38 protein-coding genes are annotated in these 24,726 nt (G+C 58.6%); 2 read left to right on the top strand and 36 right to left on the bottom strand.

The features are described 5' to 3' along the window. Positions 1-56: 56 nt before the first annotated feature. The 3 genes from nusA to VM554_00370 form a co-directional block, all read right to left on the bottom strand. Positions 57-1,739: a transcription termination factor NusA gene (gene nusA, locus VM554_00380; GenBank protein HVJ06821.1), complete on the bottom strand. Its 1,683-nt coding sequence runs from the start codon at positions 1,737-1,739 to the stop codon at positions 57-59. A 167-nt stretch (positions 1,740-1,906) separates the two neighbouring features. Further along, complete coding sequence (gene rimP, locus VM554_00375) at positions 1,907-2,488, bottom strand: ribosome maturation factor RimP (GenBank protein ID HVJ06820.1); 582 nt, start codon at positions 2,486-2,488, stop codon at positions 1,907-1,909. Between the two features lie 166 nt (positions 2,489-2,654). Then, positions 2,655-3,293, bottom strand: a complete 639-nt coding sequence (locus VM554_00370; GenBank protein ID HVJ06819.1) for a hypothetical protein — start codon at positions 3,291-3,293, stop codon at positions 2,655-2,657. A 201-nt stretch (positions 3,294-3,494) separates the two neighbouring features. Between VM554_00370 and guaB the strand changes: the two genes are divergently transcribed. After that, positions 3,495-5,024 (top strand): IMP dehydrogenase, encoded by a 1,530-nt coding sequence (gene guaB, locus VM554_00365; protein HVJ06818.1) that lies wholly within the window; start codon positions 3,495-3,497, stop codon positions 5,022-5,024. Beyond that, positions 5,014-5,517: a VanZ family protein gene (locus VM554_00360; GenBank protein HVJ06817.1), complete on the top strand. Its 504-nt coding sequence runs from the start codon at positions 5,014-5,016 to the stop codon at positions 5,515-5,517. The genes guaB and VM554_00360 overlap by 11 nt, the downstream gene beginning before the upstream one ends. Positions 5,518-5,596: 79 nt before the next feature. On the opposite strand, the gene VM554_00355 is transcribed toward VM554_00360, so the two are convergent. From VM554_00355 to VM554_00195, 33 genes are all read right to left on the bottom strand, one after another. After that, positions 5,597-6,229, bottom strand: a complete 633-nt coding sequence (locus VM554_00355) for an NAD(P)-dependent oxidoreductase (protein ID HVJ06816.1) — start codon at positions 6,227-6,229, stop codon at positions 5,597-5,599. Positions 6,230-6,409: 180 nt separating this feature from the next. Continuing rightward, positions 6,410-6,886 (bottom strand): 50S ribosomal protein L17, encoded by a 477-nt coding sequence (rplQ, locus tag VM554_00350; GenBank protein ID HVJ06815.1) that lies wholly within the window; start codon positions 6,884-6,886, stop codon positions 6,410-6,412. Between the two features lie 112 nt (positions 6,887-6,998). After that, complete coding sequence (locus VM554_00345) at positions 6,999-8,096, bottom strand: DNA-directed RNA polymerase subunit alpha (GenBank protein ID HVJ06814.1); 1,098 nt, start codon at positions 8,094-8,096, stop codon at positions 6,999-7,001. A 163-nt stretch (positions 8,097-8,259) separates the two neighbouring features. Further along, positions 8,260-8,889 (bottom strand): 30S ribosomal protein S4, encoded by a 630-nt coding sequence (gene rpsD / locus VM554_00340; protein ID HVJ06813.1) that lies wholly within the window; start codon positions 8,887-8,889, stop codon positions 8,260-8,262. A 139-nt stretch (positions 8,890-9,028) separates the two neighbouring features. Further along, positions 9,029-9,448, bottom strand: coding sequence for a 30S ribosomal protein S11 (gene rpsK, locus VM554_00335; protein HVJ06812.1), 420 nt, complete (start codon positions 9,446-9,448; stop codon positions 9,029-9,031). After that, positions 9,448-9,834 (bottom strand): 30S ribosomal protein S13, encoded by a 387-nt coding sequence (rpsM, locus tag VM554_00330; GenBank protein HVJ06811.1) that lies wholly within the window; start codon positions 9,832-9,834, stop codon positions 9,448-9,450. Before rpsM ends, rpsK begins: the two co-directional genes overlap by 1 nt. 178 nt (positions 9,835-10,012) lie before the next feature. Continuing rightward, positions 10,013-10,126 carry a 50S ribosomal protein L36 gene (gene rpmJ / locus VM554_00325; GenBank protein ID HVJ06810.1) on the bottom strand — a complete coding sequence of 38 codons (114 nt, stop codon included), beginning with the start codon at positions 10,124-10,126 and terminating at the stop codon, positions 10,013-10,015. Positions 10,127-10,210: 84 nt separating this feature from the next. Next, positions 10,211-10,429 (bottom strand): translation initiation factor IF-1, encoded by a 219-nt coding sequence (gene infA, locus VM554_00320; GenBank protein HVJ06809.1) that lies wholly within the window; start codon positions 10,427-10,429, stop codon positions 10,211-10,213. A 55-nt stretch (positions 10,430-10,484) separates the two neighbouring features. Beyond that, positions 10,485-11,237, bottom strand: a complete 753-nt coding sequence (map, locus tag VM554_00315; protein ID HVJ06808.1) for a type I methionyl aminopeptidase — start codon at positions 11,235-11,237, stop codon at positions 10,485-10,487. A 7-nt stretch (positions 11,238-11,244) separates the two neighbouring features. After that, a complete protein-coding gene (locus VM554_00310) occupies positions 11,245-11,961 on the bottom strand; it encodes an adenylate kinase (GenBank protein ID HVJ06807.1) in 717 nt (238 codons plus the stop codon). Beyond that, a complete protein-coding gene (gene secY, locus VM554_00305; GenBank protein ID HVJ06806.1) occupies positions 11,961-13,358 on the bottom strand; it encodes a preprotein translocase subunit SecY in 1,398 nt (465 codons plus the stop codon). Before secY ends, VM554_00310 begins: the two co-directional genes overlap by 1 nt. Before the next feature lie 61 nt (positions 13,359-13,419). Next, positions 13,420-13,866, bottom strand: coding sequence for a 50S ribosomal protein L15 (gene rplO, locus VM554_00300; protein HVJ06805.1), 447 nt, complete (start codon positions 13,864-13,866; stop codon positions 13,420-13,422). 119 nt (positions 13,867-13,985) lie between these two features. Continuing rightward, positions 13,986-14,180 (bottom strand): 50S ribosomal protein L30, encoded by a 195-nt coding sequence (gene rpmD / locus VM554_00295; protein ID HVJ06804.1) that lies wholly within the window; start codon positions 14,178-14,180, stop codon positions 13,986-13,988. A gap of 2 nt (positions 14,181-14,182) precedes the next feature. Beyond that, positions 14,183-14,686 carry a 30S ribosomal protein S5 gene (rpsE, locus tag VM554_00290; protein HVJ06803.1) on the bottom strand — a complete coding sequence of 168 codons (504 nt, stop codon included), beginning with the start codon at positions 14,684-14,686 and terminating at the stop codon, positions 14,183-14,185. A gap of 65 nt (positions 14,687-14,751) precedes the next feature. Then, positions 14,752-15,108, bottom strand: coding sequence for a 50S ribosomal protein L18 (rplR, locus tag VM554_00285; GenBank protein HVJ06802.1), 357 nt, complete (start codon positions 15,106-15,108; stop codon positions 14,752-14,754). Between the two features lie 108 nt (positions 15,109-15,216). Beyond that, a complete protein-coding gene (gene rplF / locus VM554_00280; protein ID HVJ06801.1) occupies positions 15,217-15,756 on the bottom strand; it encodes a 50S ribosomal protein L6 in 540 nt (179 codons plus the stop codon). Between the two features lie 150 nt (positions 15,757-15,906). After that, entirely contained in the window at positions 15,907-16,305 is a 399-nt protein-coding gene (gene rpsH, locus VM554_00275; protein HVJ06800.1) for a 30S ribosomal protein S8, read from the bottom strand. Positions 16,306-16,451: 146 nt separating this feature from the next. Then, on the bottom strand, positions 16,452-16,637 hold the full coding sequence (locus tag VM554_00270) for a type Z 30S ribosomal protein S14 (GenBank protein HVJ06799.1): 186 nt from the start codon (positions 16,635-16,637) through the stop codon (positions 16,452-16,454). 22 nt (positions 16,638-16,659) lie between these two features. Beyond that, on the bottom strand, positions 16,660-17,214 hold the full coding sequence (rplE, locus tag VM554_00265) for a 50S ribosomal protein L5 (protein ID HVJ06798.1): 555 nt from the start codon (positions 17,212-17,214) through the stop codon (positions 16,660-16,662). Between the two features lie 78 nt (positions 17,215-17,292). After that, a complete protein-coding gene (rplX, locus tag VM554_00260) occupies positions 17,293-17,622 on the bottom strand; it encodes a 50S ribosomal protein L24 (protein HVJ06797.1) in 330 nt (109 codons plus the stop codon). 28 nt (positions 17,623-17,650) lie between these two features. After that, the gene (rplN, locus tag VM554_00255) at positions 17,651-18,022 is read right to left on the bottom strand and encodes a 50S ribosomal protein L14 (protein HVJ06796.1); all 372 of its coding nucleotides are present in this window, start codon (positions 18,020-18,022) and stop codon (positions 17,651-17,653) included. 54 nt (positions 18,023-18,076) lie between these two features. Next, positions 18,077-18,400 (bottom strand): 30S ribosomal protein S17, encoded by a 324-nt coding sequence (gene rpsQ / locus VM554_00250; protein HVJ06795.1) that lies wholly within the window; start codon positions 18,398-18,400, stop codon positions 18,077-18,079. 3 nt (positions 18,401-18,403) lie between these two features. Further along, positions 18,404-18,682 (bottom strand): 50S ribosomal protein L29, encoded by a 279-nt coding sequence (rpmC, locus tag VM554_00245; GenBank protein HVJ06794.1) that lies wholly within the window; start codon positions 18,680-18,682, stop codon positions 18,404-18,406. A 63-nt stretch (positions 18,683-18,745) separates the two neighbouring features. Then, positions 18,746-19,180 (bottom strand): 50S ribosomal protein L16, encoded by a 435-nt coding sequence (gene rplP / locus VM554_00240; protein ID HVJ06793.1) that lies wholly within the window; start codon positions 19,178-19,180, stop codon positions 18,746-18,748. Between the two features lie 103 nt (positions 19,181-19,283). Continuing rightward, on the bottom strand, positions 19,284-19,952 hold the full coding sequence (rpsC, locus tag VM554_00235; GenBank protein ID HVJ06792.1) for a 30S ribosomal protein S3: 669 nt from the start codon (positions 19,950-19,952) through the stop codon (positions 19,284-19,286). A gap of 9 nt (positions 19,953-19,961) precedes the next feature. Beyond that, complete coding sequence (gene rplV / locus VM554_00230; GenBank protein HVJ06791.1) at positions 19,962-20,495, bottom strand: 50S ribosomal protein L22; 534 nt, start codon at positions 20,493-20,495, stop codon at positions 19,962-19,964. A 56-nt stretch (positions 20,496-20,551) separates the two neighbouring features. Further along, entirely contained in the window at positions 20,552-20,839 is a 288-nt protein-coding gene (gene rpsS / locus VM554_00225) for a 30S ribosomal protein S19 (protein HVJ06790.1), read from the bottom strand. Between the two features lie 76 nt (positions 20,840-20,915). Then, positions 20,916-21,740, bottom strand: a complete 825-nt coding sequence (rplB, locus tag VM554_00220) for a 50S ribosomal protein L2 (protein HVJ06789.1) — start codon at positions 21,738-21,740, stop codon at positions 20,916-20,918. A gap of 121 nt (positions 21,741-21,861) precedes the next feature. Continuing rightward, positions 21,862-22,155, bottom strand: coding sequence for a 50S ribosomal protein L23 (locus VM554_00215; GenBank protein ID HVJ06788.1), 294 nt, complete (start codon positions 22,153-22,155; stop codon positions 21,862-21,864). Next, positions 22,156-22,836: a 50S ribosomal protein L4 gene (rplD, locus tag VM554_00210; GenBank protein ID HVJ06787.1), complete on the bottom strand. Its 681-nt coding sequence runs from the start codon at positions 22,834-22,836 to the stop codon at positions 22,156-22,158. A gap of 78 nt (positions 22,837-22,914) precedes the next feature. After that, positions 22,915-23,658, bottom strand: a complete 744-nt coding sequence (gene rplC / locus VM554_00205) for a 50S ribosomal protein L3 (GenBank protein HVJ06786.1) — start codon at positions 23,656-23,658, stop codon at positions 22,915-22,917. A gap of 129 nt (positions 23,659-23,787) precedes the next feature. Further along, positions 23,788-24,105: a 30S ribosomal protein S10 gene (gene rpsJ, locus VM554_00200; protein ID HVJ06785.1), complete on the bottom strand. Its 318-nt coding sequence runs from the start codon at positions 24,103-24,105 to the stop codon at positions 23,788-23,790. A gap of 65 nt (positions 24,106-24,170) precedes the next feature. Further along, a partial coding sequence (locus tag VM554_00195) for an EF-Tu/IF-2/RF-3 family GTPase (protein ID HVJ06784.1) occupies positions 24,171-24,726 on the bottom strand: 556 nt, incomplete at its 5' end.

The following is a 24,726-nucleotide window of genomic DNA, read 5'->3' as shown; positions in this document are numbered from 1 at the left end:
TCCTATTATCCTCTGAAATCGCGCAATATGCGCTGATGAAGATCGCGAACGCCATTTCAGGCGCCACCCTCTTCATCCCTGTTTGCCTTTGGATCCAAGGCATGCTTCTCTGCCGGGAGCTCCCTGGATGCCGAAACCTTCCGCGCAGGCAGCTCGCCTGCTGCCACATCTTCTTCCTTCAGTTCCCCTGGTATCTCAGCCGCCTCTGCCAGATCCTCTGGATCGGCAGCTACAAAATTGCTGATGATTTCGCCACCCGGATCGGCTGGAACGACACCCTCATCCCCGGCTTCCGCGCCAGACTCGGTCATCTCTTCGACCATAGCCGCGGCTACACCGTCGTCAATCGGGCCGGTGCTTTCCGCGGACGGCGCAACATCGTCATCCTGGCTTAACCCGGCGATGGTCTCGGACTCAATTGCGGCTCCCGCAACTTCAGCCTGCGCAGGCCGCTCTTCGCCTTCCTCGTATTCGCCGAAGTAGTGGCGCACCGCAACGCTGATCTTCTCCAGCGTCTTTTCGCCTATTCCGGGAACCTCTTCGAGCTCCTCAGGAGTCATATCCGCCAGCGCTTCGACGGTAGTAATTCCGTGTGCCACCAGCTTCTGAATAATTGCATCGCCCAGCTCGCTGACCTGCTCGATCGGAGTAGAAGGCCCGCCAGACATGGCCTGCATCTGTTGCTCGACCTCCTGCCGCTTCTCCTCTTCGCTCTTGATATCGATCTTCCAGCCCAGCAGCTTGGCCGCGAGACGCACATTCTGGCCCTTCTTGCCGATGGCCAGGGACAACTGCGTGTCGTCGACGATCACTTCAATCTGCTTCTCGCCCAGATCCGCAATGCTGACGCGGCTTACCTTGGCTGGCTGCAGAGCCTTCTCCGCGAAGGTCGTAATCTCCTCGCTGTACTCAATGATATCGATCTTCTCTCCGCGCAATTCGCGGATGATCGACTGCACACGCATGCCTTTCATGCCGACGCATGCGCCCACCGGGTCCACATCCTTGTCGCGCGACATGACTGCGATCTTGGTGCGCTCGCCAGCCTCGCGCGCAATGGCACGAATGACCACCGTGCCGTCGTAGATCTCCGGCACTTCACTCTGAAAGAGATTCTTGACCAGCTCCGGCGCTGCGCGGGAGACGATCACCTGGGGTCCCTTCGCGGCACGATCCACGCGCAGCAGCACCACGCGCACGCGCTCGCCAACCGCGAACTGCTCCAGCCGGGATTGCTCGCGGCGGGGCATTCTCGCCTCGGTCTTGCCGAGATCGAAGATGATGTCCTGCGGCTCAACGCGCTTCACCGTCGCAGTAAAGACCTCATTCAGCCGGTCGTTATATTCCAGGAAGACGGTATCGCGCTCGGCTTCGCGCACCTTCTGGAAGATGACCTGCTTGGCCATCTGAGCAGCGATGCGGCCCAGCACGTCCGTCGGCTTGTAGTAGCGGATTTCGCCGCCGACCTCGACCTCGGGCGCCAGGCTGCGCGCCTCTTCCAGCGCGATCTGATTCACGGGATCTTCGATCTGTTCCGGGGCTTCCACCACTGTCTTGTAAACGTAAGCCCGAATCTCGCCCGAATCCTTGTCCAACTCGGCCCGCATATTCTCCTGCGTCTTGTAGTACTTGCGAGTGGCCAGCGCAATTGCGTCTTCCACCGCTGTCACTACGATCTGCGGGTCAATGCCCTTCTCGTGACTCAATGCTTCAATGCTTTGATACAGCGCACTTGCCATAGTCTTCTCTCTGTCGCCCTGAACTCATATCCGGGTCTTGCTGCCCGGCACCTTGCGCCCCGGCTTCGGGCTTCTCAATGGAGAGCCGATGCCGAAGTCTGAACATGTCCGCAATCCCTGACCGGTTGCGTCCCGCTTTGTCGCCGTCCTGCCTGTCTAGTGAATGCCTAAATCTCGGGAACCAGATTGGCCTTCTCAACATTAGCCAAGGGGATCTCGACCGGCTCGGTGGCCGCCGCCTTCTTTCGCTTCCCCTTCAAAGGGGCAGGGTCCAGCCGTATCGAATCTGCGCCCACATCTGTGAGCCTGCCTTGCCAATGCCGGTTGCCTGCCACGGGCTCGAATGTCTGCAGCTTGACTACGCTTCCACGAAACCGCTCATAATCCGCGCGCCCATAGAGCCTGCGGTCCAGCCCCGGAGAAGAGACTTCCAGCGTGTAGCCGCTGCCTGGCCCCAACTCCTCGACATCCAGAACCGTTCCGAAATCCTGGCTGTAGTTCTGGCAATCTTCGTGGGTGACCCAGGCAAGCTGGTCGACATTGACTTCGCCAGCCGCAAACTTTCCCGGCAAATCCGTTTCCGTAGCCGCCGCTACATGCTTGGCGCGCTCTTCCGCATTCTTCTCGATAAAGACGCGCAGCACCCGTTGCTTACTGCCGCCGAGATACTCGACCTCCACGACCTCAAGGCCGTGCGAGGCCGCCACGCGGTCCGCTAATGCGCGAATTGTCGCAAGATCCAGTGCCATAGGTTGCACGCAGACACTGCCAGAAATCGCTGGCTGCGGCGGCTTTTACCGCAAAAGAAAAGTGGGCTCTCGCCCACTCATTTCTCCCGGCCACTGGTACGCCGCCAGGGACAAACTTGTCTGCTTCTGTAGAATACGTTGTTTCTCCAAGGAATTCAATCTCCCCTCACAGGCCACCGTCTTCGCCGGTCAGCACCAGCTCCCCCGTGCCCACATGCAGCAGCAGTTGATATTGCCCCTTGCCCTCTGCGACCATCGTGCGGCCCAGCATACCGTTCTGCTTGCCATGGAAGATGCCGTCGCTCAACTCACCCAGGCGCACCTCAGCCCTCACATGCTGATACGCCGCAGGATCCGCCACCCGCAGCGTAAGGACACCCGATCCCACGCGTAAGTCCTTGTTGCCCTTCACTCCGCCGACGGTCAGTCTCCCGGCATGCATCTTCGCCACAAGGGATGTCGCGGCTGGCACATAGATCGTCACCAGGCCAGCAGAGCGTCCCATGGGGAGCTGCAGATCGATCGTCGCATGGCTCCCGTTGACCTCCATGCGCTTCACCCACCGCTTTTGCGCCTCCGCCGGCCCAAGCTGGCGGGTCGTCACGGCAACTTCAAGCCGGACTTGGGATGGTTGCAGATTCCGCACGATTCGCACATCTCCCGCATTGACCGTGAAATCCAACGCCCCACCCGGGGCAAAATCTTTTGCGACGACAAACCGGTGAGGCTCACTGGCGCGCTGTCCCTGCATCGCTACGGCGTAGAAGCCGACGACGCAGAAGCACACTGCCAAGGTCAATCCCATTAGGTTCAACCCACGATGCCTCATGCCCAGGGTCCGGAAAACATAGCTTTCTGCAAGGGTTCGTCCATTTTCTTTTGGTCCGGTGCAACGGTTTTGGTGCGCTGGCGTTTGCCCTTGGGGATTGGCCCCTCTACAATGACAAAATGCCGGTTCAGTTTTATTCTCTCGCCCCACTGGGCTGGGGTGTCGTTAAAAAATCAAATGATTGAATTCCCTGTACCAGAAGCTCTCACCTTCGACGATGTTCTCCTCGTCCCCGCTTATAGCGACGTTGTGCCTGCTCAGGTGGACACGCAGACACAACTGACACGCGAAATCTCCCTGAATACCCCCTTGCTGAGCGCGGCCATGGACACGGTGACGGAATCCCGCCTTGCCATCGCCATGGCGCAACAGGGAGGGCTGGGAGTCGTCCACCGCAACATGACCATAGAGCAGCAGGCCGGGGAGATCGACAAGGTCAAGCGCTCCGAGAGCGGGATGATCGTCGATCCGGTGACCATCGCCCCTGAGCAACCCATCTCCGATGCCCTGGAAGTCATGCGGCGATTCAAGATCTCCGGTGTGCCGGTCACCAAGAATAAAAAGCTGGTCGGCATCCTTACCAACCGCGATCTGCGCTTTGAAACCCGCACCGACATTCCCATCGACGAAGTGATGACCAAGGAAAACCTCATCACTGTCCCCATCGGCACAACACTGGAAGATGCCGGGCTGATCCTGCACAAGCATCGCGTCGAAAAGCTGCTGGTCGTCAACGACCAGTACGAGCTCAAGGGACTGATTACCGTTAAGGATATTCAGAAGAAACTGAAGTATCCCAATGCCGCAAAAGATGAGCAGGGACGCCTGCGCGTTGGCGGCGCCCTGGGCGCAACCGGCGACTATCTGGAGCGCGCCGCGGAGCTCATCCGGTATCGCGTTGATGTCCTGGCCATTGATTCCGCCCACGGACACTCCTCTCGCGTGCTGGAAGCGGTTCGCACGGTGAAGAGGCGCTTCCCTCATGTCGCGCTCATCGCAGGCAACGTTGCCACGTATGAAGGGGCTCTGGCCTTAATTGATGCGGGTGCCGATGCAATCAAGGTCGGGATCGGTCCCGGCTCGATCTGCACCACGCGCATGGTCACCGGCGCCGGTATGCCGCAGATCACCGCCATCAGCGAGTGTTATCGCGCCTGCAAGCCACTCGGTGTCCCGGTCATCGCCGACGGTGGAATCAAGTACTCCGGCGACGTCACCAAGGCCATCGCCGCTGGAGCCAGCGTCATCATGATTGGTTCGCTGTTTGCCGGTGTCGACGAGAGCCCGGGCGAAACCATCCTCTACCAGGGACGTTCGTTCAAGGCCTATCGCGGCATGGGATCGCTGACCGCGATGGCGCAGGGTTCCGGCGAACGCTACTTCCAGGGCAAGGAAGACTTCGAGGACGCCGCCTCCCAGCGCCTTAGCGAAGGCGTTGTTAATCGTGAACGCAACACCCAGAACCGCCTGGCAAAGTATGTGCCGGAAGGCATCGAGGGCCGCGTACCATATCGCGGACCGCTGGAAAACATGGTCTACCAGCTCGTTGGCGGCCTTCGTTCCGGCATGGGCTATCTGGGATGCGGCACCATCAAGGACCTGCACGAGAAAGCTCGCTTTGTGCGCATCTCCAACGCTGGTCTGCGTGAGAGCCACGTCCACGATGTCATCATCACGCGGGAAGCTCCGAATTATCATGTCGAGTAGCCAATCGCGCGCAAATCGTCTGTTATCCGCCTGGATACCGGCGATTTGCGCCATCGCGGTGATCTGCTGGGAGTCAACCAGCCAGTTCTCCGCGACGAATACCAGTACCCCGCTGCGCCACCTGTGGGAGTTTCTGCTGGGTCCGGTAAGCAACCTGGCATGGGGAACGATTCATCACCACATCCGCAAGACAGGCCACCTGTTGGGGTATGGACTGTTGAGCGGATTCCTCTTTCGTGCATGGTTCCTGACGATTGACTTTAAGACAGCGCGAAGAATGCTGGCCTGGAAGGTCAGCGCCGCTCTGGCACTGGCCTGCACCTTCCTCATCGCCAGCGGGGATGAGATTCACCAGAAATTCCTTCCCTCCCGCTCCAGCTCCCCCAGGGATGTGGCCATCGATATGGCCGGAGCCCTCGCTATGCAACTGCTCACGGCGACGATCCTGCTACTCCCATCGCAGGCGCGACGTATTTTCGACACCGAAACTTAAGCCTGTCTTCCTGAACTCTCGCCGTCAGCCTGCGCAGGCGCTGCACCTGCGCCAGGAAGGTGCTCCCCTCCTAGAAAAATTAATAGGCTACCGTGAAGCGCTGGCCAACGTGCTTCGGATTCTCCAGTTCATCCACCAGCGCGACCGCGTAATCTTCGGCAGAGATGCGGCTCTCGCCTTTGCTATCCGTCAATAATTGATCTTTACCGATGCGAAATTTCCCTGTGCGCGTGCCCGGCTGAATCAGCGCAGCGGGGCTGAGCGAAGTCCAGTCCAGGCCAGACTCGCCCAGAACCTTCAGGACGTCACGATGCGCCAGAGCAACTCCTTTCCAGCCTGCGGGAAAGTCGGGCGTATCGACGAGCTGGACTCCAGGGACGACTTCGAGACTGCCTGCCCCGCCCACCGCGATCAGCCGCTTCACCCCAGCCTTCTTCAAACCGGCAATCAGGGATCGGTAATCCTGGGAGAGAACGTCTTGCGATGCGTTCAGCCCCGGAGAAATAGCGCTGATCGCAGCATCGCTCTCTTCGGCGGTCATGGCAACGCTCTCCGGATCTCTGACATCGCCCTGCTCCGCCTCAACACCCGGCATGGTAGGCACCTTGCTGATATTTCTGGCCACGGCCGTGACTCTATGACCGCGCGAAACCAGTTCCCGCAAAATCCGGCTGCCAATCATTCCTGTCGCTCCATATAGAACAACGTTCATAGAAACCTCCGAACCTTGGTGTTACTGTTTGCGGCCGTTTTCTCACGGCCATGCTTGCCCATTTAGGGGTATCACAGCATGCGGAAAACGCTCCAGCCCTGAATGTACAAATAGCGCACAAAAAACGCCGCATCTCAATTGAGATGCGGCGTTCGTTAAAGGCTGAGAGCTTGGCGCGCCTTAGGCTTTACCTTCACTGCCTTCGGCGGGAGGCTCGTTCTCACGCATTGCCTCTTCCATCTCCGCGCGGCGCTTGGTGCGGAGCTCCGCACGCTTCTGCCGCTTCTCGTCCAGAAGCTGCTCGGCGCCGAGCAATTCGATGTAGGCCTTCTCCGCTCCGTCGCCACGCTGGAAGCCGGTACGCACAATGCGCAGATAGCCTCCGTTGCGATCGCCGTAACGAGGCGCCACCGTTTCGAACAGACGAGTAACCGCTTCGCCCGTCATCAGGTAGGAGAGTGCCTGGCGGCGGGAATGGAGGTCACCCTTCTTGCCGAGAGTGATCAGTTTTTCAACATGGGGACGGGCTGCCTTCGCCTTGGTAAGCGTCGTCTCCACCCGGTCCTCGAGGAGAATGGACGTCACCAGGTTGCGCAGCAGCGCGCGGCGATGGCTGGTATTGCGTCCGAGTTTGTATCCTGCATTGCGATGGCGCATGGTCGAATCTCTCTATCTTGAGTTCTCAGTCATCCGTACTCAGTTGCCGGAGCCCGCATCATCTTTCGCGAGCGAAGCACCGGCCCCCGATTGCCAGGAACTCACTGCATTCTTAGAAGTTCTCTGGCTCGGTCTGCAGCGGAACATCCGCATCCAGACCCTCTTCATCTTCTTCATCGTCGAAGCGGTTGTAGCTTGCCGCCAGCGTCGCTGCCGGCAGTACGCTCGTCGGTCCGGGGACCGCGTTACCGCTCTCGTCAATCTTCATGCCAAGCGACAAGCCCATCTGCGCAAGGATCTCCTTGATTTCATTCAAGGACTTGCGCCCGAAGTTCTTGGTCTTCAGCATCTCGGCTTCGGTCTTCTGAACCAGTTCGCCGATCGTCTGGATGTTGGCGTTCTTCAGGCAATTGTAGCTGCGAACCGAGAGCTCCAGCTCTTCCACAGAGCGATTCAGATTCTCGTTGCGCAACTGCAGGCGGCCTTCGTCCGTCGCACCCGCCTCTTCTATCTCTTCCTCGAAGTTGATGAAGATACTCATATGGTCCTTCAACAGCTTCGCGGCCAAACCGACTGCATCGGCGGGGAGTACCGATCCATTGGTCCAGACTTCCAGCGTCAGCTTGTCAAAGTCGGTGATCTGACCCAGACGGGCTGCATCCACTGCGTAATTCACCTTGCGAACAGGCGAGTGAACCGAGTCGACCGGGATGAAACCAATCCCCAGATCCGAATCGAAGTTCTTGTCGGCGGAGATATAGCCACGGCCGCGCTTCAAGCGCATCTCCATGTCCAGCTTGCCGCCCTCGCTTACTGTCGCGATGTAGATATCCTTGTCCAGAATCTCAACATCACCATCGGCTTCGATCATGCCCGAAGTAATGACACCCGGCTGATCCGCGCGAAGATAGAGCGCCTTGGGACCCTCGCCGTTCAACTTGAACGGAATCTGCTTCAGGTTGAGGATGATGTCCGTCGCGTCCTCGACTACGCCGGTGATCGATTGGAACTCGTGCAGCACGCCCTCGATCTTCACCGCGGTTACAGCCGCGCCTTCAATCGACGACAACAGCGTGCGCCGCAGTGCGTTCCCAATGGTGGTACCGAAGCCGCGCTCAAAAGGTTGAGCGCTGAACTTCCCATACTTCTCAGTCAGCGTCTCGGCTTCTACTGCAAGACGCTTCGGTTTTTGAAATCCTCTCCAAAGCATATCGGTGTCTCTCTCCTGCACGGCAAGCGTCGCGAAGCATTCTGCAACGGCCGCGCCTGTTCTCCCTCGTGAATTTTGAAGTGCTCCGCGAAGATCCGCGGTCCTGCTCCGGACAGCTTGCGCTGTCCGGCATTCCTGCGGGCGGCACAAACCGCCCTCGTGCTTACTTGCTGTAAAGTTCGACGATCAGCTGCTCATTGACCGGCAGGTTGATATCTTCCCGCTTCGGCAGCGCAATAATCTTGCCAACCAGGTTCGCCGCATCCATGGTGATCCACTGCGGTGGCACCTGATGGCTAGCAAACTCCCGGGAATTCTCGAGCAGCGTCAGCTTCTTGCTGTTCTCGCGCACGCGGATCTCATCCCCCACCTTGACCTGGAAAGAAGGAATGTTCACCTTGCGCCCATTCACTTCCACGTGGCCATGGCGAACGATCTGGCGAGCCTGGCGGCGCGAAGTGGCAAGCCCCATGCGGAACGCGACGTTGTCCAGACGGCGCTCCAATTGCTGCAGGAGCAATTCGCCAGTTACGCCGGGCGAGGTGGAAGCCTTCTCGTAATACGCGCGGAACTGGCCTTCCAGCGCAAAGTAGATACGCTTTGCCTTCTGCTTCTCGCGCAGCTGCAAGCCGTAACCGACAATCTTCGCCTTACGGTCCTTGCCGTGCTGGCCGGGAGCGAAATTCCGCTTCTCGATCGCGCATTTATCCGAGAAACACCTGGTGCCCTTCAAAAAGAGCTTTGTGCCTTCGCGACGGCAAAGGCGGCATACTGGTCCGGTATAACGTGCCAATTTCTTTCTCCTGTTTCAGAGGACGATCGGTTTACGGAGTGGCACTCCTTCAATCCCGATCCTCGCTGTTGATCTTTGAGCCTTGCGCCCTCAGCACTGCTGAAGGCGCAGACTCCTGAATTACTCCCGCCCCGCCTGCTTAGACGCGGCGACGCTTTGGCGGACGGCAGCCGTTGTGCGGAATCGGCGTAACGTCGCGGATGGAGCGAACGTCAAGACCCGCCGCTGCCAATGCGCGGATGGCCGACTCACGACCCGATCCCGGACCGCTGACGCGAACATCTACCGAGCGAAGACCATGATCCCGCGCCTGGTTCGCCGCGTTCACCGCTGCCTGCTGCGCCGCGAACGGAGTGCCCTTACGCGACCCGCGGAAACCGAGCGAACCCGAACTCTTCCACGACAGCGTGTTGCCCTGGCCATCCGTGATAGTGACGATCGTATTGTTGAACGTGGCCTGAACATAGACCAATCCATAGGGCACGTTCTTGCGCTCGCGCTTCTTGAACTTCTTGTTCTTGCCGGGCTTGCCGGCTGCACTCTTCTCTGGCTTCGCCATTAGGTTTTCGCCGTCGCTTTCTTACGGTTCGTGACCGTACCCTTGCGCGGACCCTTGCGGGTGCGGGCATTGGTGTGTGTACGCTGACCGCGCGTCGGCAAGTTGCGACGATGGCGGAGCCCACGATAGGACTGAATATCGATGAGGCGCTTGATGTGCATGGAGATATCCTTGCGGAGATCGCCCTCTACGCCGCCCTCTTCTTCAATCGCCGTACGGATGCGGTTGACCTCGTCTTCGCCGAGATCCTGGATCTTCTTGACCGGGTCCACATTGGCCGCTGCCAGAATGCGCAGCGCACGCGGGTTGCCGATCCCGAAGATGTAGGTAAGCGCGATCCGAGCCTGCTTGTTGCGGGGCAGATCGACGCCAGCAATACGTGCCATGCTGATTCCTTCTGTTTACCGCAATCCATTGCCTGGTTGCGGCGGTTGGTGGCGCGCCGGACTTCCGGTTTGCCTGTGGAAACGAGCCTCGGGGTTCATCGCAAGCCTTCTTTCGGCTAACTAGCCCCTGCCTTTTGGGCGATCGGCGCGTCTTTCAATACACGCGAGCGTCCTGGCTTTAGCCCTGACGCTGCTTGTGCTTCGCGTTCTCGCAGATCACCCGCACCACACCCCGGCGATGGATGACCTTGCACTTGTCACAAATCTTCTTAACCGATGCCCGAACCTTCATTTACAACTCCTGACTCATTAACCGGCGATCAGACCGCTGGAATCGGATGCTGGCATCGATCCCAAAGCCCGATAACCGGACTCCTCATTTGTATCGATAGACGATTCGCCCACGCGTCAAATCGTATGGGCTCAGCTCCACCGCAACCCGGTCGCCCGGAAGAATACGAATAAAATTCTTCCGCATACGGCCCGACACATGCGCCAGAACCTGGTGCTTGTTCTCCAGCTCAACCTTGAACATGGCATTGGGCAGCGTCTCAACGACCACTGCCATTACCTCAATCGCGTCTTCCTTCGACAATCCGTGTCCTGATTCTGCCTGTGACCTTCGGTCCCAGACTCGGTTCCGTAATCTTTTACGACGTCAGCACTACCGCGCCCTTGGCCGTCACCGCGACCGTGTGCTCGAAATGAGCGCTCATACTTCCATCCTGCGTAACCGCTGTCCACCCGTCCTCCAGAACCTGGACGCCAGGCTTCCCTGCATTCACCATCGGCTCGATCGCAATCACCATGCCCTCGCGGAGCTTCAATCCCATCCCGCGGCGGCCATAGTTGGGAACCTGCGGATCTTCATGCATCCGCGTGCCAATGCCGTGCCCTACAAAATCGCGTACCACGCTGAACCCATCCGACTCGACGACTTCCTGCACCGCCGCGCCGACATCCCCCAAGGTTCCCCCGACCTTAACCGCCCGAATTCCGCTTTCCAGGGAAGCTTTCGTCACTTCCAGAAGCCGAAGCGTCTCAGGAGCGACCTTTTCCCCTACCGGGACCGTAATCGCCGAGTCGCCATAAAATCCGTCAATCACCAGGCCAAAATCCAGGGAGACGATGTCCCCCTCTTTCAGAACCTTCTTCGCCGAGGGAATCCCGTGGACTACCTCGTCATTCACCGATGCGCAAACAGAGCCCGGATACCCGTGATATCCCTTGAATGCGGGGACAGCACCTAACTCCAACGTCTTCCGTTCCGCCTCGACATCCAGATCCAGTGTCGTTACGCCAGGCTTCACCAGAGTTGCGAGATGCTGCAGAACCTGCCTGGTCGCCGCTCCCGCACGCCGCATCTTTTCAATCTCCTGCAGCGTCTTAATCATGATAGCCATCTGCGCATCAACTCCTTAACCGCTCTACGGCGGCCAATATCCCGGCGGCTACGTTCTCCACCGACTGTTCGCCCTCTACCTCTGCAAAACGTCCAAGAGCGCGGTAATGTTCAATCACTGGAGCGGTCTGCGCCTCGTACGTCCGCATCCGCTCTTCAAAGACCTTTTCGGTATCATCCGCGCGCTGCACAAGCGGCGCACCATCCAAATCGCACACCATATCCGACTTCGGCGGCTGGAAATAGATGTTATAGATACGGTGGCAGGTGGGACAGCTGCGCCGGCCAGTGATACGACGCAATAATTGAGTATAACCTACCCGAATGCTCACAGCAACGACCGGAAGTGGGCTGCTTGTCTCAGCCAGATGCTGGTCTAACCACTTGGCCTGCCCCAAAGTCCGGGGAAAACCATCAAGAACATACCCTTCACTGGTGTCCGGCTCGGCCAGTCGTGCCGCCACCATCCGATTGACCATGTCGTCGGAGACCAGGTCCCCACGCTCCATGATCTCCTTAGCAAGCTTGCCTATCTCGGTGCCACGCGCCACGTTCGAGCGAAGGATGTCGCCGGTAGAGATCTGAGGAATTCTCCAGACCTTCTTTAACTCCTGCGCCTGCGTCCCCTTGCCTACCCCCGGAGCCCCGAGCAAGAGGATCGGACCCGGTGTGACTCTCTGCGCAGCAGCCCTTGCCGCATCTTCTTCCGATATAGGCGAGCTCACTACCAGTTCCGCCTTCCCCTTATGCGGCCGCTCTTCGGAGAAAATCCTTCATAGTGGCGCATGATGAGCTGGGATTCTACCTGGTTGATCGTGTCCATGGCCACGCCGACTACAATCAGCAGCGAAGTTCCGCCGAAGTAGAAGTTAACGCCCAGCCCGTGGGTCACCCAGATGGGCAGTCTCTCAAAAAATGGGCCGACCAGCCATAAGTTGTTCAAGTGAATTCCGCTGATCAGGATTTGCGGAACCAGTGAAATCACGATCAGGTACAACGCGCCTACCAGGGTAATGCGCGTAAGGATGTCGTTGATATAGTCGGAGGTCCGCTTTCCAGGGCGAATACCCGGGATGAAGCCACCATACTTCCGCATGTTGTCGGCGATGTCATCCGGACGGAAGACAATCGAGATGTAGAAGTACGCGAAGAAGATAATCGCGACCATGTACAGCAGTTCGTACCACGGCTCTCCCGGACGCATGCCCTCAAAGACCCGCGAAAGAAAATTACTGTTGTGGACCCAGCTTACGTTGGCAAACAACAAGGGAGCGGAAAGAATGGAGCTGGCGAAAATCACCGGCATAACGCCGCCGGAGTTCACCTTCAGCGGAAGGTGGGTCGACTGACCGCCCATCATTCTGCGTCCAACGATGCGCTTGGCGTATTGAACCGGGATACGCCGCTCACTGCGCTCGACAAAGACGATAAACGCGACGATGGCGATCATGGCCGCCACCAGCAAAATCAGCGCCGGGACCGTCAACGCTCCCCATGCCTGGGTGCGCGCCTTATTAATCAGGTCAGCAATCCCCTGCGGGATCCCCACTACAATGCCGGCAAAGATCAGCAGGCTCATACCGTTGCCGATGCCGCGATCGGTGATCTGCTCGCCCAGCCACATGATGAATGCCGTACCCGTCGTAAGCGTAAGCACAGTCATGAGAATGAAGCCGATTCCGGGGTTCAGCACATAGGAGACTCCGCCCGCTCCGCTGTTCAGCGTGAGGGCGATGGCACCGGACTGAATCGCAGCCAGGATGACCGTTACGTACCGCGTCCACTGGGTGATCTTGCGACGCCCCAGCTCCCCTTCCTTTTGCAGCCGCGCCAGTGGTTCATAGACCACCGTGAGCAGTTGGAAAATGATGGAAGCAGTAATGTACGGCATGATGCCGAGGGCAAAGACTGTCAGTTTCCGAAGGTTACCGCCACTGAACAGATCGACCAGACCAAGGGCGCTGCCGCTCTGTTGATCGAAAAACTGGGCGAGCAGCTTGGTGTTGACACCCGGGGTGGGGATGTGGGCGCCCAGCCGATAGACGGCAAGCAGGCCAAGCGTAAACAGAACGCGTTTGCGCAGGTCGGGAATGCGGAAGATATTGGCGAGCTTCTCAAACATTTCTAAAACTTCCGATCAGGCGCCTATACCGGCGCCCTTCCATCTTACAGATTCGCCGCGTTTACGCGATCAGAATTGCCTTGCCGCCAGCCTTCTCGATCTTCTCCTGGGCAGCCTTGGAAAACTTGTGAGCATATACGGTAACCGCTGTCGTGAGCTCGCCGTTGGCCAGCACCTTGAGCAGTCCGTCGCGCTTCTTCAGGAAACCCAGCGCGACCAGCTTCTCCACCGTCAATTCCGGCTCGCCAATCTCTGCAATACGATCAAGGTTCAGCACGGTATATTCCGTGCGGAAGATGTTGGTGAATCCGCGTTTTGGCAGACGGCGGTGCAGCGGCATCTGGCCGCCCTCAAAACCGCGCATCAGGCTAGATCCCGAACGGGAGCCCTGCCCCTTATGACCCCGGGTAGAGGTCTTGCCCATGCCGGAGCCCATACCGCGGCCCACACGCTTGCGCCCGATATTTGCCTTCTTCGGCGCTCTTAAATTCGATAGATTCTTTGCCATCTTCCCCTCGCTCAACGCCAGCGGTTCCCCGACTGACTCGCGTTCTGCTACGCACCTTGTTCCGGCGCGGTTTCTATGGTTACGGCTTCGGACCGCTCGTGGCTGGCCCGCTCCAATCTCTACTGAACGATACGCACAAGGTGAGGGATTGCCTTCACCATGCCGCGGATCGATGGCGTATCTTCACGCTCTACGATCTGGTTCAGGCGGGTAAAGCCCAGGCCCTTTACGACCTTACGGTGCTTCTCCGGCGTCGAGTTCTGAGACCGGAAATACTCGATACGAATCATCGCTTTTGTCTGGTTCTCTGCCATTGTTATAGCTCCTGCACGCTCTTGCCGCGCATTGCTGCCACTTCCTGGCGGTCGCGGAGTTGCACCAGCGCATCAAAAGTTGCCTTGATGACGTTGTGCGGGTTGGCCGTTCCCAGGCTCTTGGTAAGGACGTTCTGGATACCCGCCGAGGTCATGACTGCGCGGACAGCTCCGCCGGCAATCACGCCCGTACCTTCCGGCGCCGGCTTCAGCAGAACATGGCCAGATCCATAGCGGCCCAGTACCTGGTGAGGAATTGTGGTCTCTGTCAGGTTGATGCGGACCAGATTCTTTTTGGCCGACTCGATTCCCTTGCGGATTGCCTGGGGAACTTCCTTAGCCTTGCCCGAACCATAGCCCACCACTCCGGCAGATGCGTCGCCCACTACCACCAGCGCCGCGAAAGACATGTTCTTGCCGCCCTTCACTACCTTGGTGACGCGGTTGATCGCCACAACCTGATCCTTCAGGTTGTACTGACCAGCATCGAGTTTCTTCTTCAGCATTCCCATTCGCTTCCTGATCCTTCTGCACGGCACCAGCTAGCCGCGCCTCTCCCGGAACTCAAATCTTAGAACTCAAGCCCTGCTTCACGCGCGGCATCTGCGAGCGCCTTGATACGGCCGTGATACAGATATCCGCCGCGATCAAAAACCACCTTCTTGATGCCCTTCTCCTGCGCCCGCTCGGCGATCAGCTTGCCAATTTCCTTCGCGGCCGCTACATTGCCACCCGTCTTCAGCTTGGCAGCCAGCGTTGAGGCTGAAGCCAGCGTTGCCCCCTGCGAGTCATCAATGATCTGGGCATAGATGTGGTTCAGCGAACGATAGACGTTCAGACGCGGGCGCTCAGTCGTGCCTTCCATCCTCTCGCGAATGCGAGCATGAACACGCTGGCGGATTACATTTCTCTGTCTCTGCGGAATCATATTCTTTCCTATCAGCGGAGCCGCACTGCGGTCTCCGTTCGGTTTCTTAAATCGTTCTCAGCGGTGACCGGTTCCTGCGAGCCACTCACCGCTGATTCCTATTTCCTGTTACTTGGCGCCCGTCTTGCCGACCTTCTTCTTCAGCTTCTCGTTGGTGTAACGCACGCCCTTGTTCTTGTAAGGATCCGGCTTGCGCAACGAGCGCATATCCGCCGCAACCTGTCCCACCTTCTGGCGGTCGATCCCGCTCACCGTGAGGTGAGTCTGCTTGGGGTCGATGGTTACTTCAATGCCGGTCGGCAGGGGAAATTCAATGGGGTGCGAGTAGCCCAGGGTAAATACCACGGTTCCCTTACCCTTCAGCTCGGCACGATAGCCGATACCGACGATATCAAGTTCCTTGGTCCAGCCCTTGGTGACACCTTCTACCGCATTGAACACCAGCGCGCGAGTCAGACCATGCAACGCCGCCTGCGAATCGTTCTCGCGAACCGCGTGCAGAGCACCATCGATCGTTTCCAGCGTGATACCCTTCGGCACCAGGGCTTCCAGCTTGCCCTTCGGACCCTCGACGAGAACAGTATTTCCCTGGAGCGTATACTTCACTCCCTTAGGTAACACAATCGGCTTCTTGCCAATACGCGACATATTCCAACCCTTTTGTGCTTGCGAGTCCCGCCTCCCCTGTCTCTCAGGAGCGACGTTCCACTGCAGCCTGCGCAATTTCTGCGCCAACTCGTAAACTTTTGCCCGCGCTCCAGAGCTAGCCTCGAAGGCTATGCCCATCGCGCGGAGCGATTACCAGACTTCGCAGAGAATCTCGCCGCCCACACCTTCGCGACGTGCCTGGCGTCCCGTCATTACGCCACGGGGAGTCGTCAGGATCGCGATGCCCAGGCCACCCTGCACGCGCTTGATTTCATCGCGTCCAACGTAAACCCGGCAACCAGGCCGGGAGATACGCGCCAGATCCCGGATCGCCGCTTCGTTATTGGCACCGTACTTCAGATAGACGCGCAGTACGGTGCGGCCATCTTCCTCGGCGGCCTTGTAGTTGGCGATGTAACCCTCTTCCTTCAGAATGCGGGCAATCTCCGTCTTCAGCTTGGAGGCTGGGACGTCCAGCTTCTGGTGACGCGCACGGATCGCATTGCGAAGACGCGCCAGGAAATCTGCTACAGGATCGGTAAGACTCATTCTATCTCCTTCATCCCCCGTTCGCTCTGCATCTCAGAGAACCTGCGGGAATGTTTGTGTGCTCAACTTGCGTTCAGCACGGATCCTAAATTTCGATACGCACTGCTCGATCCACTCTATCGGCAGGCGACAGCACCATGCGAGTGCTACCAGCTGGACTTGACCACGCCAGGAATCTCGCCCCGCAATGCAAGCGACCGGAAGCACAGGCGGCATACGCCGAACTTGCGCAGGTAAGCGCGCGGACGTCCGCACAGCTTGCAGCGATTGTGCTTGCGGCACTTGAACTTCGGCTTACGCGCGTCTTTCACTCTCTTTGCAGTAGTTGCCATTTCCCCTCTATTCCTCGATCCCTTACGCCGTCTGGCGGAAAGGCATGCCAAACGCCTTCAGCAGCGCGCGCGCTTCGTTGTCATCTTTGGCCGTCGTCACGATGGTGACGTTCATGCCCTTCAACTTCTCCACCTTCGAGTAGTCGATCTCGGCAAAAATAAGCTGATCGCGCATGCCAAGCGTGTAGTTGCCGCGCCCATCGAAACTCTTGGTCGAGACACCACGGAAGTCGCGAACACGCGGAAGCGCAACGGAGATCAACCTGTCCAGGAACTCGTACATCGTATCCTGACGCAGGGTAACCATCGCGCCGATCGGCATCCCCTCGCGAACCTTGAAGGCAGCGATAGATTTCTTGGCGCGCGTCGTCACCGGCTTCTGTCCAGCAATCGTCGCCAGATCCGCAACCAGAGGATCCATCAGCTTCACATTCTGCGTGGCCTCGCCGAGGCCCATGTTCAGGACAATCTTTTCGATCCGCGGCACTGCCATCGGATTCGAGAGCCCCAACTCTTTCTGCAGAGCTGGCTTGATTTCCTGGTGAAACTTCTCTCGTAACCTTGCTTTTCCTGCCATCGTATTCTCTCTTCTCTCACGGTCCCGGATTGGGCTGCTTCCCCGTCTACCGTTGCGTGATGCTTTGCGTCTTCACTGCTACTTTTTCTTGCCCGCCAGCGTCTGCCCGCACTTCTTGCAGACTCGCACCTTGGTATCGCCTTCAAACTTGTGGCCTACCCGTGTGGGGCCGCAGTTGGAGCAGACGAGCATCACATTGGAGATGTGCAGCGGAGCTTCCTGCTCCGCGATCCCACCCTTGATGTTCTTCTGCGGATTTGGCCGGACATTCTTCTTGACCATGCGCACGTGCTCGACCAGCACGCGGTTTGCCTCCGGCAGCACGCGCAGAACGCGGCCCCGCTTGCCCTTGTCGCTTCCAGTGACGACCTCGACGGTGTCATTGCGCTGTATGTTCAAACTCGCCATATGATTCCCTTAACTCCTGCTTCCGGGCCTACAGAACTTCCGGCGCAAGTGAAACGATCTTCAGAAATTTCTTTTCGCGCAGCTCGCGGGCCACTGGACCGAAGACGCGCGTCCCGACCGGCTCGCCGGCATCATTGATGAGAACCGCCGCATTGCTATCGAAGCGGATGTAAGTCCCATCCCGCCGGCGATACTCTTTGCGCGTCCGCACCACAACTGCCTTGACAACCTTGCCCTTCTTCACCTGGCCATCCGGCGAAGCTTCCTTGACCGCGGCGGTGATCACATCGCCCAGGCCCGCCTTTTTACCGCTCGATCCGCCCAGAGGCAGAATCATCTGCAGCTTGCGGGCGCCGCTGTTATCGGCCACTTCGAGCATGGATCTCATTTGCACTGCCATAGCTGATTCTCCTTAGCTGTCCGGCCTCGTATGCCGGACCCCACATGCCACCGATTAGACCGTTGGAACTGTCTCTTCCAGCTGCGCCAGAGAAGAACGGCGGACAATCTCTTCCAACTGCCAGCGCTTCAGCTTGCTCAGCGGACGGGTCTCGCGAATGCGAACCACATCGCCAACCCGCGCGGAGTTCTGCTCATCATGCGCGTAGAACTTCTTGTTCGTCTTCATCACGCGCTTGTACTTGGGATGAGCCTTGCGCATCTCGACCTCGACCACGATGGTCTTCTGCATCTTGGTCGAAACCACATTGCCGACCTTCTCATTGCGGCGTGACTGCGAATCGCCTGTCTGGGCGCTTGTTACCGTGGCTTCGCTCATTGTTTAGCGAGCCTCCTTCTTGGTCTTCTTCGTGGTCTTCTTCTGCGCCTTTGCGGGCAGGGAGGCCGTCGTTTTCGGGCTCGCGCCATGCAAGCCCAGTTCGCGCTCGCGCGCAATCGTCTTCAGGCGAGCGATGTCCGTCCTCAACTCGCGCAGCTTCTTGACGCCCTCGGTCTGTCCCAGTTTTGCCTGGAAGCGGAGGCGGAAAATCTGCTCAGCGGCCTGACGCTCCTGCTGCTGGATCTCCCCGTCACTCAGATTTTTGATCTTCTCGATTTCCATTCCCTTATCTCTCCAGCAGTCAGGACGTTCGTAGCCTGGGCCCGGCCTGGTGCTTCTATCCGCTTACTTGGCTGCGACCGTTACCTTGGCATCATGCCGCTGCACAAAACGCGTCTTCAAAGGCAGCTTGTGCGAGGCCAGGCGCATGGCTTCCTGCGCCATCTCCACGGAAACCCCTTCCATCTCAAACAGCACCTTGCCCGGACGGACGACCGCAACCCAGTGATCCGGAGCGCCCTTGCCCTTACCCATACGGGTTTCGGCGGGCTTCTTGGTGACCGGCTTATCCGGGAACAGGCGCAGCCAGATCTTGCCGCCGCGCTTGATGAAGCGCGTCATGGCAACACGGCTGGCCTCGATCTGCCGGTCTGTGATGTATCCGCACTCCATGACCTTCAGGCCGAAGTCACCGAACGACAACTCAGCCCCGCGCCACGCTTTCCCCTTCATGCGTCCGCGCTGCTGCTTGCGAAACTTGACCTTCTTTGGCATCAACATAGCGAAATCCTCGTTCGCTGGCGGCTTTTAGGCCGCCAGCATAATTCTCATTCCTGCCCAGTTCCCCACCCTGTCTTCTTCAAGTTCCAGGCCGGGCGAGCAGCTAAAACGCGGTAGTACCTACCTGCTGTGGCTGGCGACGCTTTTGCTCATAGATATCGCCCTTGTAGATCCAGCACTTCACGCCGATGATGCCGTAGGTGGTATGCGCTTCGGAAAATCCGTAATCGATGTCCGCACGCAGCGTGTGCAGCGGCAGGCGACCCTGGAGATACCATTCCGAGCGGGCGATTTCATTGCCGTTCAGACGTCCGGACACGCGAACCTTGATCCCCTTGCAGCCAAAGCGCAGCGCAGAGTCTACCGACTTGCGCATAGCGCGGCGGAAGCCAACGCGCTTCTCCAGTTGCAGGGCAATGTTCTCGCTTACCAGCTGCGCATCCAGCTCCGGCTTGTTCACTTCCAGAATGTCAATGAACACATCGCGGTTTGTACGCTTCTGCAGCTCGCCCTTCAGCTTCTCGATCTCGGCACCCTTTCTGCCGATCACGATACCGGGACGCGCTGTGCGAATGATCAGACGCAGCTTGTTTCCGGGGCGCTCCACTTCCACCGAACTGACGCCGGCAGCCTTGAGCTTTTCTTTCAGCTCGCGCTTCAGGTGCACGTCCTCGACGAGCAGCTTGTCGTAGTCGCGCTCCACAAACCAGCGCGACCTCCACGGCTTGTTGACGCCGAGCCGAAATCCGTAAGGATGGACTTTCTGTCCCATAAGCTTCCTCTACTTCGCAGCTTTCTTAGTTTTGGCTGCGCTCTTCGATGCTGTCTTCTTGGCTGCGGCCTTCTTCGCCGGAGCCTTCTTTGCCGCGGCTTTCTTCGTCGCTGCCTTAGTCTTGCCAGTCTTGTTGGTGGTCTCCGCAGCAGGCTCGGCGGTTTCCACCAGCCCACCCTGCTTGCGCTCTGCCACCGAAATCTCAATGTGCGAAAGACGCCGCTGATAACGGAACGCGCGGCCCATCGGAGCAGGGCGGATCCGCTTCATGCGAGGTCCGTCGTTGGCCACGGCCGTTTTCACATAGAGGTTGTCGACATCCACATCCAGGCCTTGTTCCTGGCTGAGGTAGTTGGCGTTCTGCAGCGCCGAGCGCAGAACCTTCTCCACCAGCGGAGCGACGCCCTTCTTGGTGAATGCCACCGTCTGCAGTGCCTCTTCCACCCTGCGGCCCTTGATCAGCTCCAGCACCAGGCGTGCCTTCTGCGGCGATACCCGCTGGAAGCGCGCTATAGCCCGGAATTCTCTAGTGTCCAATTGCATTGGCTTGCCTTCCCAAATCCTTCTCTAAAACTCTTCGCTCAAATTCGGCCGGAAAATTAGCGCGGCTTCGCCGTTGTTTCAGCCGCCTTCGCCGAGTGACCCTTGAAGGTGCGCGTCGGAGCGAACTCGCCCAGCTTGTGCCCAACCATGTTCTCCGTCACGTACACCGGAACAAACTTCCTGCCGTTGTGCACCGCAATCGTGTGACCCACCATGTCCGGGTGGATGGTCGAGCGCCGCGACCAGGTACGAAACACCTTTTTCTCGTTAGCCTGGTTCATCACTTCGATCTTGACCATCAAGTGCCCGTCGATGAAGGGACCCTTTTTTGTAGAACGTGCCATAACTCGATAGCTCCTGGCTTCCAGCTTCTAGCTTTCAGCTCTTCCTCTGGCGCAACCCGCGCCGTATCCCTGAACCTTACTTCTTAGCGCGGCTGACGATGAAGGTATCCGTGCGCTTGTTGTTGCGCGTCTTGTAACCCCTCGTCGGCTGTCCCCATGGGGTAACCGGATGACGACCACCTGAGGTCTTGCCCTCGCCACCACCGTGCGGGTGATCGACCGGATTCATCGTGACGCCGCGGTTGGTGGGACGGATTCCCTTCCACCGATTGCGGCCGGCCTTGCCGATCGACACATTCTCATGGTCGGTATTCCCTACCTGACCCACCGTCGCCATGCACTCCACCAGCACCTTGCGGGTCTCACCGGAAGGCAGCTTCAGCAGCGCATAATCGCCTTCCTTGGCGACCAACTGCGCCGATCCGCCTGCAGAGCGCACCATCTGCGCGCCCTTGCCGGGACGCAACTCCACGTTGTGTACCGTGGTGCCGGCGGGGATGTTCTTCAGCGGCAGCGCGTTGCCGACCAGGATGTCGGACTCCGGCCCGCTCACCACCGTCATGCCAACCTTGAGGCCGACCGGCTGGATGATGTAGCGCTTTTCGCCATCGGCATAGCTGATAAGCGCAATGCGCGAGGAGCGGTTGGGGTCGTACTCAATCGTCGCTACCCGGCCCGGAATTCCGAACTTGTCGCGCTTGAAATCGATCAGGCGGAGCTTCTGCTTGTGCCCGCCGCCGTGATGGCGAATCGTAAGGTCGCCGGAATTGCGCCGTCCACCGGTGCGCTGCTTGACCACGAGCAGCGGCTTGTGCGGCCGGTCCGTCGTCAGGTCATCATTGACCAGCGAGGTCTTGAAGCGCAGCGTTGGTGTGATCGGTCGGTATGTCTTGATCGGCATCGTCTTCTTCTCAGCTTTCAGCTTCTAGCTTCTAGCTCTTAGCTTTTCCTGTTTCGCGCCGCGCTCGAAATCTGCGGTACGGAACTTGATTTTCGTTCTGCAACCGGAAACGGAAACCCGCTTACAGGTTGTTGACGTAATCCGGCATCTTCTCGCCGGACTTCAGGCGCACATACGCCTTCTTCCAGTCCGGGCGATAGCCGGAGAACTTGCCACGCCGGCGTTCTTTTCCCGCGAAGTTCGCGGTGCGCACACCGGAAACCTTCACCTTGAAGAGCGCTTCTACCGCCTGCTTCACTTCCGTCTTGGTCGCGTTGGCAGCCACTTCGAAGACCAGAGTTCCTTCGGTCTCCTTGACGCCCAATCCCTTTTCAGTGATGAGCGGCTTGCGAATTACCGTATACAGGGTTGGCATTTAGGCCACCTCCGCCTGAGCTGCCGCGAGCTTCCGCTTCGAAACAGTCTTCTTCAGAACTTCCTGCAGCTGCTCGATTGCGGTCCGCGAGAAGATCGCGCGCTCGTTACGCAGCAGGTCGTAGGGATGGACTTCGTTGCCCAGCATCAGCTCGACTCCGGCCAGATTCCGCGCCCCGAGGATCACCGAGCGGCCAAGTGTCTGGCCGTTCTCTACCAGCAGAACGGTACGCTTCGCGTCCAGCTTGTTCAGAGCCTCGCGGTACAGCTTTGCTTTGGGCTCCTTCAGCTCGAGGCTCTCCACAATCGTGAGCTTGCCGTCGGCCAGCTTTGCCGCCAATGCCGAGCGCAGCGCACCCAACAGCTTCTTGCGCGGAAAGGCATATTCGTACGAACGCGGCTGAGGTCCATGAACCGTTCCACCATGCCTCCACAGCGGAGAACGAACCGAACCGATACGCGCGCGGCCTGTTCCCTTCTGCTTCCAGAGCTTCTTGCCGGAGCCGGCAACCAGCTTTCGATTCTTGGTCGCCGCCGTACCCTGGCGCAATGCGGCGCGATAGTGCTTGACCGCTTCCCAGAGCAGAGCCTCGTTTACCTGGCTCGGCGCAAAGACTTCATCGGCCAGCTCTATCGAGCCAACCTTCTGTCCGCCGAGATCGAGTACGTCAATGTTTGCCATCGTCTTCTCTTTCAAGCCGGGCCGCGCTTACCACCCGCGTTTGCCCAGGCTCAATTCCATGCCGTCAAGCGGCAGATGCTACTTCTTCTTGCTGGAAGCCTTCTTCGAAGCCTTCAGAGGATCAACCGTTCCCGAACCGCCGAAGCCGCGACGCTCACGCGGCGGAGCCTTTGACTTCGAGATCAGTACGTATCCGTCGCGCGGACCCGGGACCGCACCTTCCACCATCAACAGATTCTCTTCGAGATCGATCCCGCGAATCCGGAGATTGCGAACCGTGACCCTATCCACCCCGTAGTGGCCCGGCATACGCTGCCCCGGAAAGACTCGCGACGGAAAGGACGAGGCGCCAATGGAGCCCTGCACCTGGAACATATGACCGTGAGCCTTGGGACCGCCGCCGAATCCGTGACGACGAACGACGCCCGAAAAACCGCGCCCCTTGCTTGTCCCGATTACGTCCACATACTTCTCATCCGAGAAGATGTCGACCAAAACCTTATCGCCCGCCTGAATTGCCTTTGCAGCCGCCTCACCATCCTGCGCGGGAGCGGAGGCCTCAAATGCGACTTCGCGTACCAGCTTGACCGGAGGCACATTGCTCTTTGCAAAGTGGCCAGCCATCGGCTTGTTCACCTTCGAGCTCTTCACGAACTCGACCAGGCCGATCTGCGCCGCATCATAGCCATCCCTGGCTAAGGTCTTCAGTTGCGTGATCACGCACGGACCCGCCTGCAGTACGGTGATCGGGTGAACCTCACCCTTCTCATCGAATACCTGGGTCATGCCGATCTTCTTACCTAGAATTCCTGTAACTGCCATCGTCTCTCCTCCTCATCATGCGCCGGATGACTTTTAAGAATCGCTTCGATCCTTCCACATCCGCTGCGCACTGCCGGGGTACTCAGGTTAGGGCAGCAGCCTTTCAGCTATCTGCCGGGAACAACAAAGCTATTTCTCGAAAGCCTTGATCTCAACATCCACGCCGGCCGGAAGATCCAGCTTCATCAGCGCATCCACCGTCTGCTGCGTCGGCTCGAGAATATCGATGAGGCGCTTATGCGTGCGGATCTCAAACGCTTCCCGCGACTTCTTATCCACGTGCGGGGAACGCAGCACGCAATACTTATTCTTCACTGTCGGCAACGGAATAGGTCCTGCGACCTGAGCACCCGTGCGCTTCGCCGTGTCGACGATTTCGCCGGTAGAGGTATCGAGCACTCGATAGTCGTAAGCCTTGAGCCGGATTCGAATTCTTTGTCCTACCATCGTTGTGTTCTTTCATTCCAGGGGAGCCCTTTCAGGCTCTCCTGGATGGATATTTGTATTTCCGTTTACTTAATAATCTCGGCGATGGTACCGGCGCCGACCGTGCGCCCGCCTTCGCGGATAGCAAAGCGCAGACCCTTCTCCATGGCCACCGGGGTATGCAGCTCAATCTCCAACTGCACATTGTCGCCCGGCATCACCATCTCCGTGCCTTCCGGAAGCTTCGCCGTGCCCGTCACATCCGTCGTGCGGAAGTAGAACTGAGGACGATAGCCATTAAAGAATGGAGTATGACGTCCACCCTCTTCCTTCGACAGCACGTACACTTCGCCCTTGAACTTGGTGTGTGGCGTAATCGAACCCGGCTTGGCCAGAACCATGCCGCGCTCCACGTCTTCCTTCGCAATACCGCGCAGCAGAAGTCCCGCGTTGTCGCCCGCCATGCCCTCGTCCAGCTGCTTCTTGAACATCTCCACGCCGGTCACTACCGTCTTGCGCGTCTCGCGGAAGCCCACAATCTCCGCTTCCTCGCCCACCTTCACCTTGCCACGCTCGATGCGGCCCGTCACCACCGTGCCACGACCCGAGATCGAGAAAATATCCTCAATCGGCATCAGGAAC

Source organism: Acidisarcina sp., from assembly GCA_035539175.1.
In the GTDB taxonomy this organism is placed as follows: Bacteria; Acidobacteriota; Terriglobia; order Terriglobales; family Acidobacteriaceae; genus JANXZS01.
Note: the sequence above shows the minus strand (reverse complement) of the source record. Positions and strands in the feature narration are given on the sequence as shown.

Coding starts and splice junctions, on each gene's coding strand:
- VM554_00355 (HVJ06816.1), bottom strand. CDS start 6,229: ATGAACGTTGTTCTATATGGAGCGACAGGAATGATTGGCAGCCGGATT.
- rpsC (HVJ06792.1), bottom strand. CDS start 19,952: ATGGGACAGAAAGTCCATCCTTACGGATTTCGGCTCGGCGTCAACAAG.
- rplX (HVJ06797.1), bottom strand. CDS start 17,622: ATGGCGAGTTTGAACATACAGCGCAATGACACCGTCGAGGTCGTCACT.
- map (HVJ06808.1), bottom strand. CDS start 11,237: ATGGCTATCATGATTAAGACGCTGCAGGAGATTGAAAAGATGCGGCGT.
- rplO (HVJ06805.1), bottom strand. CDS start 13,866: ATGGCAAAGAATCTATCGAATTTAAGAGCGCCGAAGAAGGCAAATATC.
- rpsM (HVJ06811.1), bottom strand. CDS start 9,834: ATGGCACGTATTGCTGGCGTCGATCTGCCCCGCAACAAGCAGGCTCGG.
- rplF (HVJ06801.1), bottom strand. CDS start 15,756: ATGTCGCGTATTGGCAAGAAGCCGATTGTGTTACCTAAGGGAGTGAAG.
- secY (HVJ06806.1), bottom strand. CDS start 13,358: ATGTTTGAGAAGCTCGCCAATATCTTCCGCATTCCCGACCTGCGCAAA.
- guaB (HVJ06818.1), top strand. CDS start 3,495: ATGATTGAATTCCCTGTACCAGAAGCTCTCACCTTCGACGATGTTCTC.
- VM554_00370 (HVJ06819.1), bottom strand. CDS start 3,293: ATGGGATTGACCTTGGCAGTGTGCTTCTGCGTCGTCGGCTTCTACGCC.
- rplE (HVJ06798.1), bottom strand. CDS start 17,214: ATGGCAGGAAAAGCAAGGTTACGAGAGAAGTTTCACCAGGAAATCAAG.
- rimP (HVJ06820.1), bottom strand. CDS start 2,488: ATGGCACTGGATCTTGCGACAATTCGCGCATTAGCGGACCGCGTGGCG.
- rplD (HVJ06787.1), bottom strand. CDS start 22,836: ATGGCAAACATTGACGTACTCGATCTCGGCGGACAGAAGGTTGGCTCG.
- rplQ (HVJ06815.1), bottom strand. CDS start 6,886: ATGCGCCATCGCAATGCAGGATACAAACTCGGACGCAATACCAGCCAT.
- VM554_00270 (HVJ06799.1), bottom strand. CDS start 16,637: ATGGCAACTACTGCAAAGAGAGTGAAAGACGCGCGTAAGCCGAAGTTC.
- rpsH (HVJ06800.1), bottom strand. CDS start 16,305: ATGAGTCTTACCGATCCTGTAGCAGATTTCCTGGCGCGTCTTCGCAAT.
- rpmC (HVJ06794.1), bottom strand. CDS start 18,682: ATGGAAATCGAGAAGATCAAAAATCTGAGTGACGGGGAGATCCAGCAG.
- rplR (HVJ06802.1), bottom strand. CDS start 15,108: ATGATTCCGCAGAGACAGAGAAATGTAATCCGCCAGCGTGTTCATGCT.
- VM554_00345 (HVJ06814.1), bottom strand. CDS start 8,096: ATGCTTTGGAGAGGATTTCAAAAACCGAAGCGTCTTGCAGTAGAAGCC.
- rpsJ (HVJ06785.1), bottom strand. CDS start 24,105: ATGGTAGGACAAAGAATTCGAATCCGGCTCAAGGCTTACGACTATCGA.
- VM554_00360 (HVJ06817.1), top strand. CDS start 5,014: ATGTCGAGTAGCCAATCGCGCGCAAATCGTCTGTTATCCGCCTGGATA.
- rpmD (HVJ06804.1), bottom strand. CDS start 14,180: ATGGCAGAGAACCAGACAAAAGCGATGATTCGTATCGAGTATTTCCGG.
- rplN (HVJ06796.1), bottom strand. CDS start 18,022: ATGGCAGTGCAAATGAGATCCATGCTCGAAGTGGCCGATAACAGCGGC.
- rpmJ (HVJ06810.1), bottom strand. CDS start 10,126: ATGAAGGTTCGGGCATCGGTTAAGAAGATTTGTGACAAGTGCAAGGTC.
- rplB (HVJ06789.1), bottom strand. CDS start 21,740: ATGCCGATCAAGACATACCGACCGATCACACCAACGCTGCGCTTCAAG.
- rpsS (HVJ06790.1), bottom strand. CDS start 20,839: ATGGCACGTTCTACAAAAAAGGGTCCCTTCATCGACGGGCACTTGATG.
- rplV (HVJ06791.1), bottom strand. CDS start 20,495: ATGCAATTGGACACTAGAGAATTCCGGGCTATAGCGCGCTTCCAGCGG.
- rpsE (HVJ06803.1), bottom strand. CDS start 14,686: ATGCTGAAGAAGAAACTCGATGCTGGTCAGTACAACCTGAAGGATCAG.
- VM554_00215 (HVJ06788.1), bottom strand. CDS start 22,155: ATGCCAACCCTGTATACGGTAATTCGCAAGCCGCTCATCACTGAAAAG.
- rplP (HVJ06793.1), bottom strand. CDS start 19,180: ATGTTGATGCCAAAGAAGGTCAAGTTTCGCAAGCAGCAGCGCGGACGC.
- nusA (HVJ06821.1), bottom strand. CDS start 1,739: ATGGCAAGTGCGCTGTATCAAAGCATTGAAGCATTGAGTCACGAGAAG.
- rpsQ (HVJ06795.1), bottom strand. CDS start 18,400: ATGAGCGAAGCCACGGTAACAAGCGCCCAGACAGGCGATTCGCAGTCA.
- rpsK (HVJ06812.1), bottom strand. CDS start 9,448: ATGGCGAAGCCAGAGAAGAGTGCAGCCGGCAAGCCCGGCAAGAACAAG.
- rplC (HVJ06786.1), bottom strand. CDS start 23,658: ATGGCAGTTACAGGAATTCTAGGTAAGAAGATCGGCATGACCCAGGTA.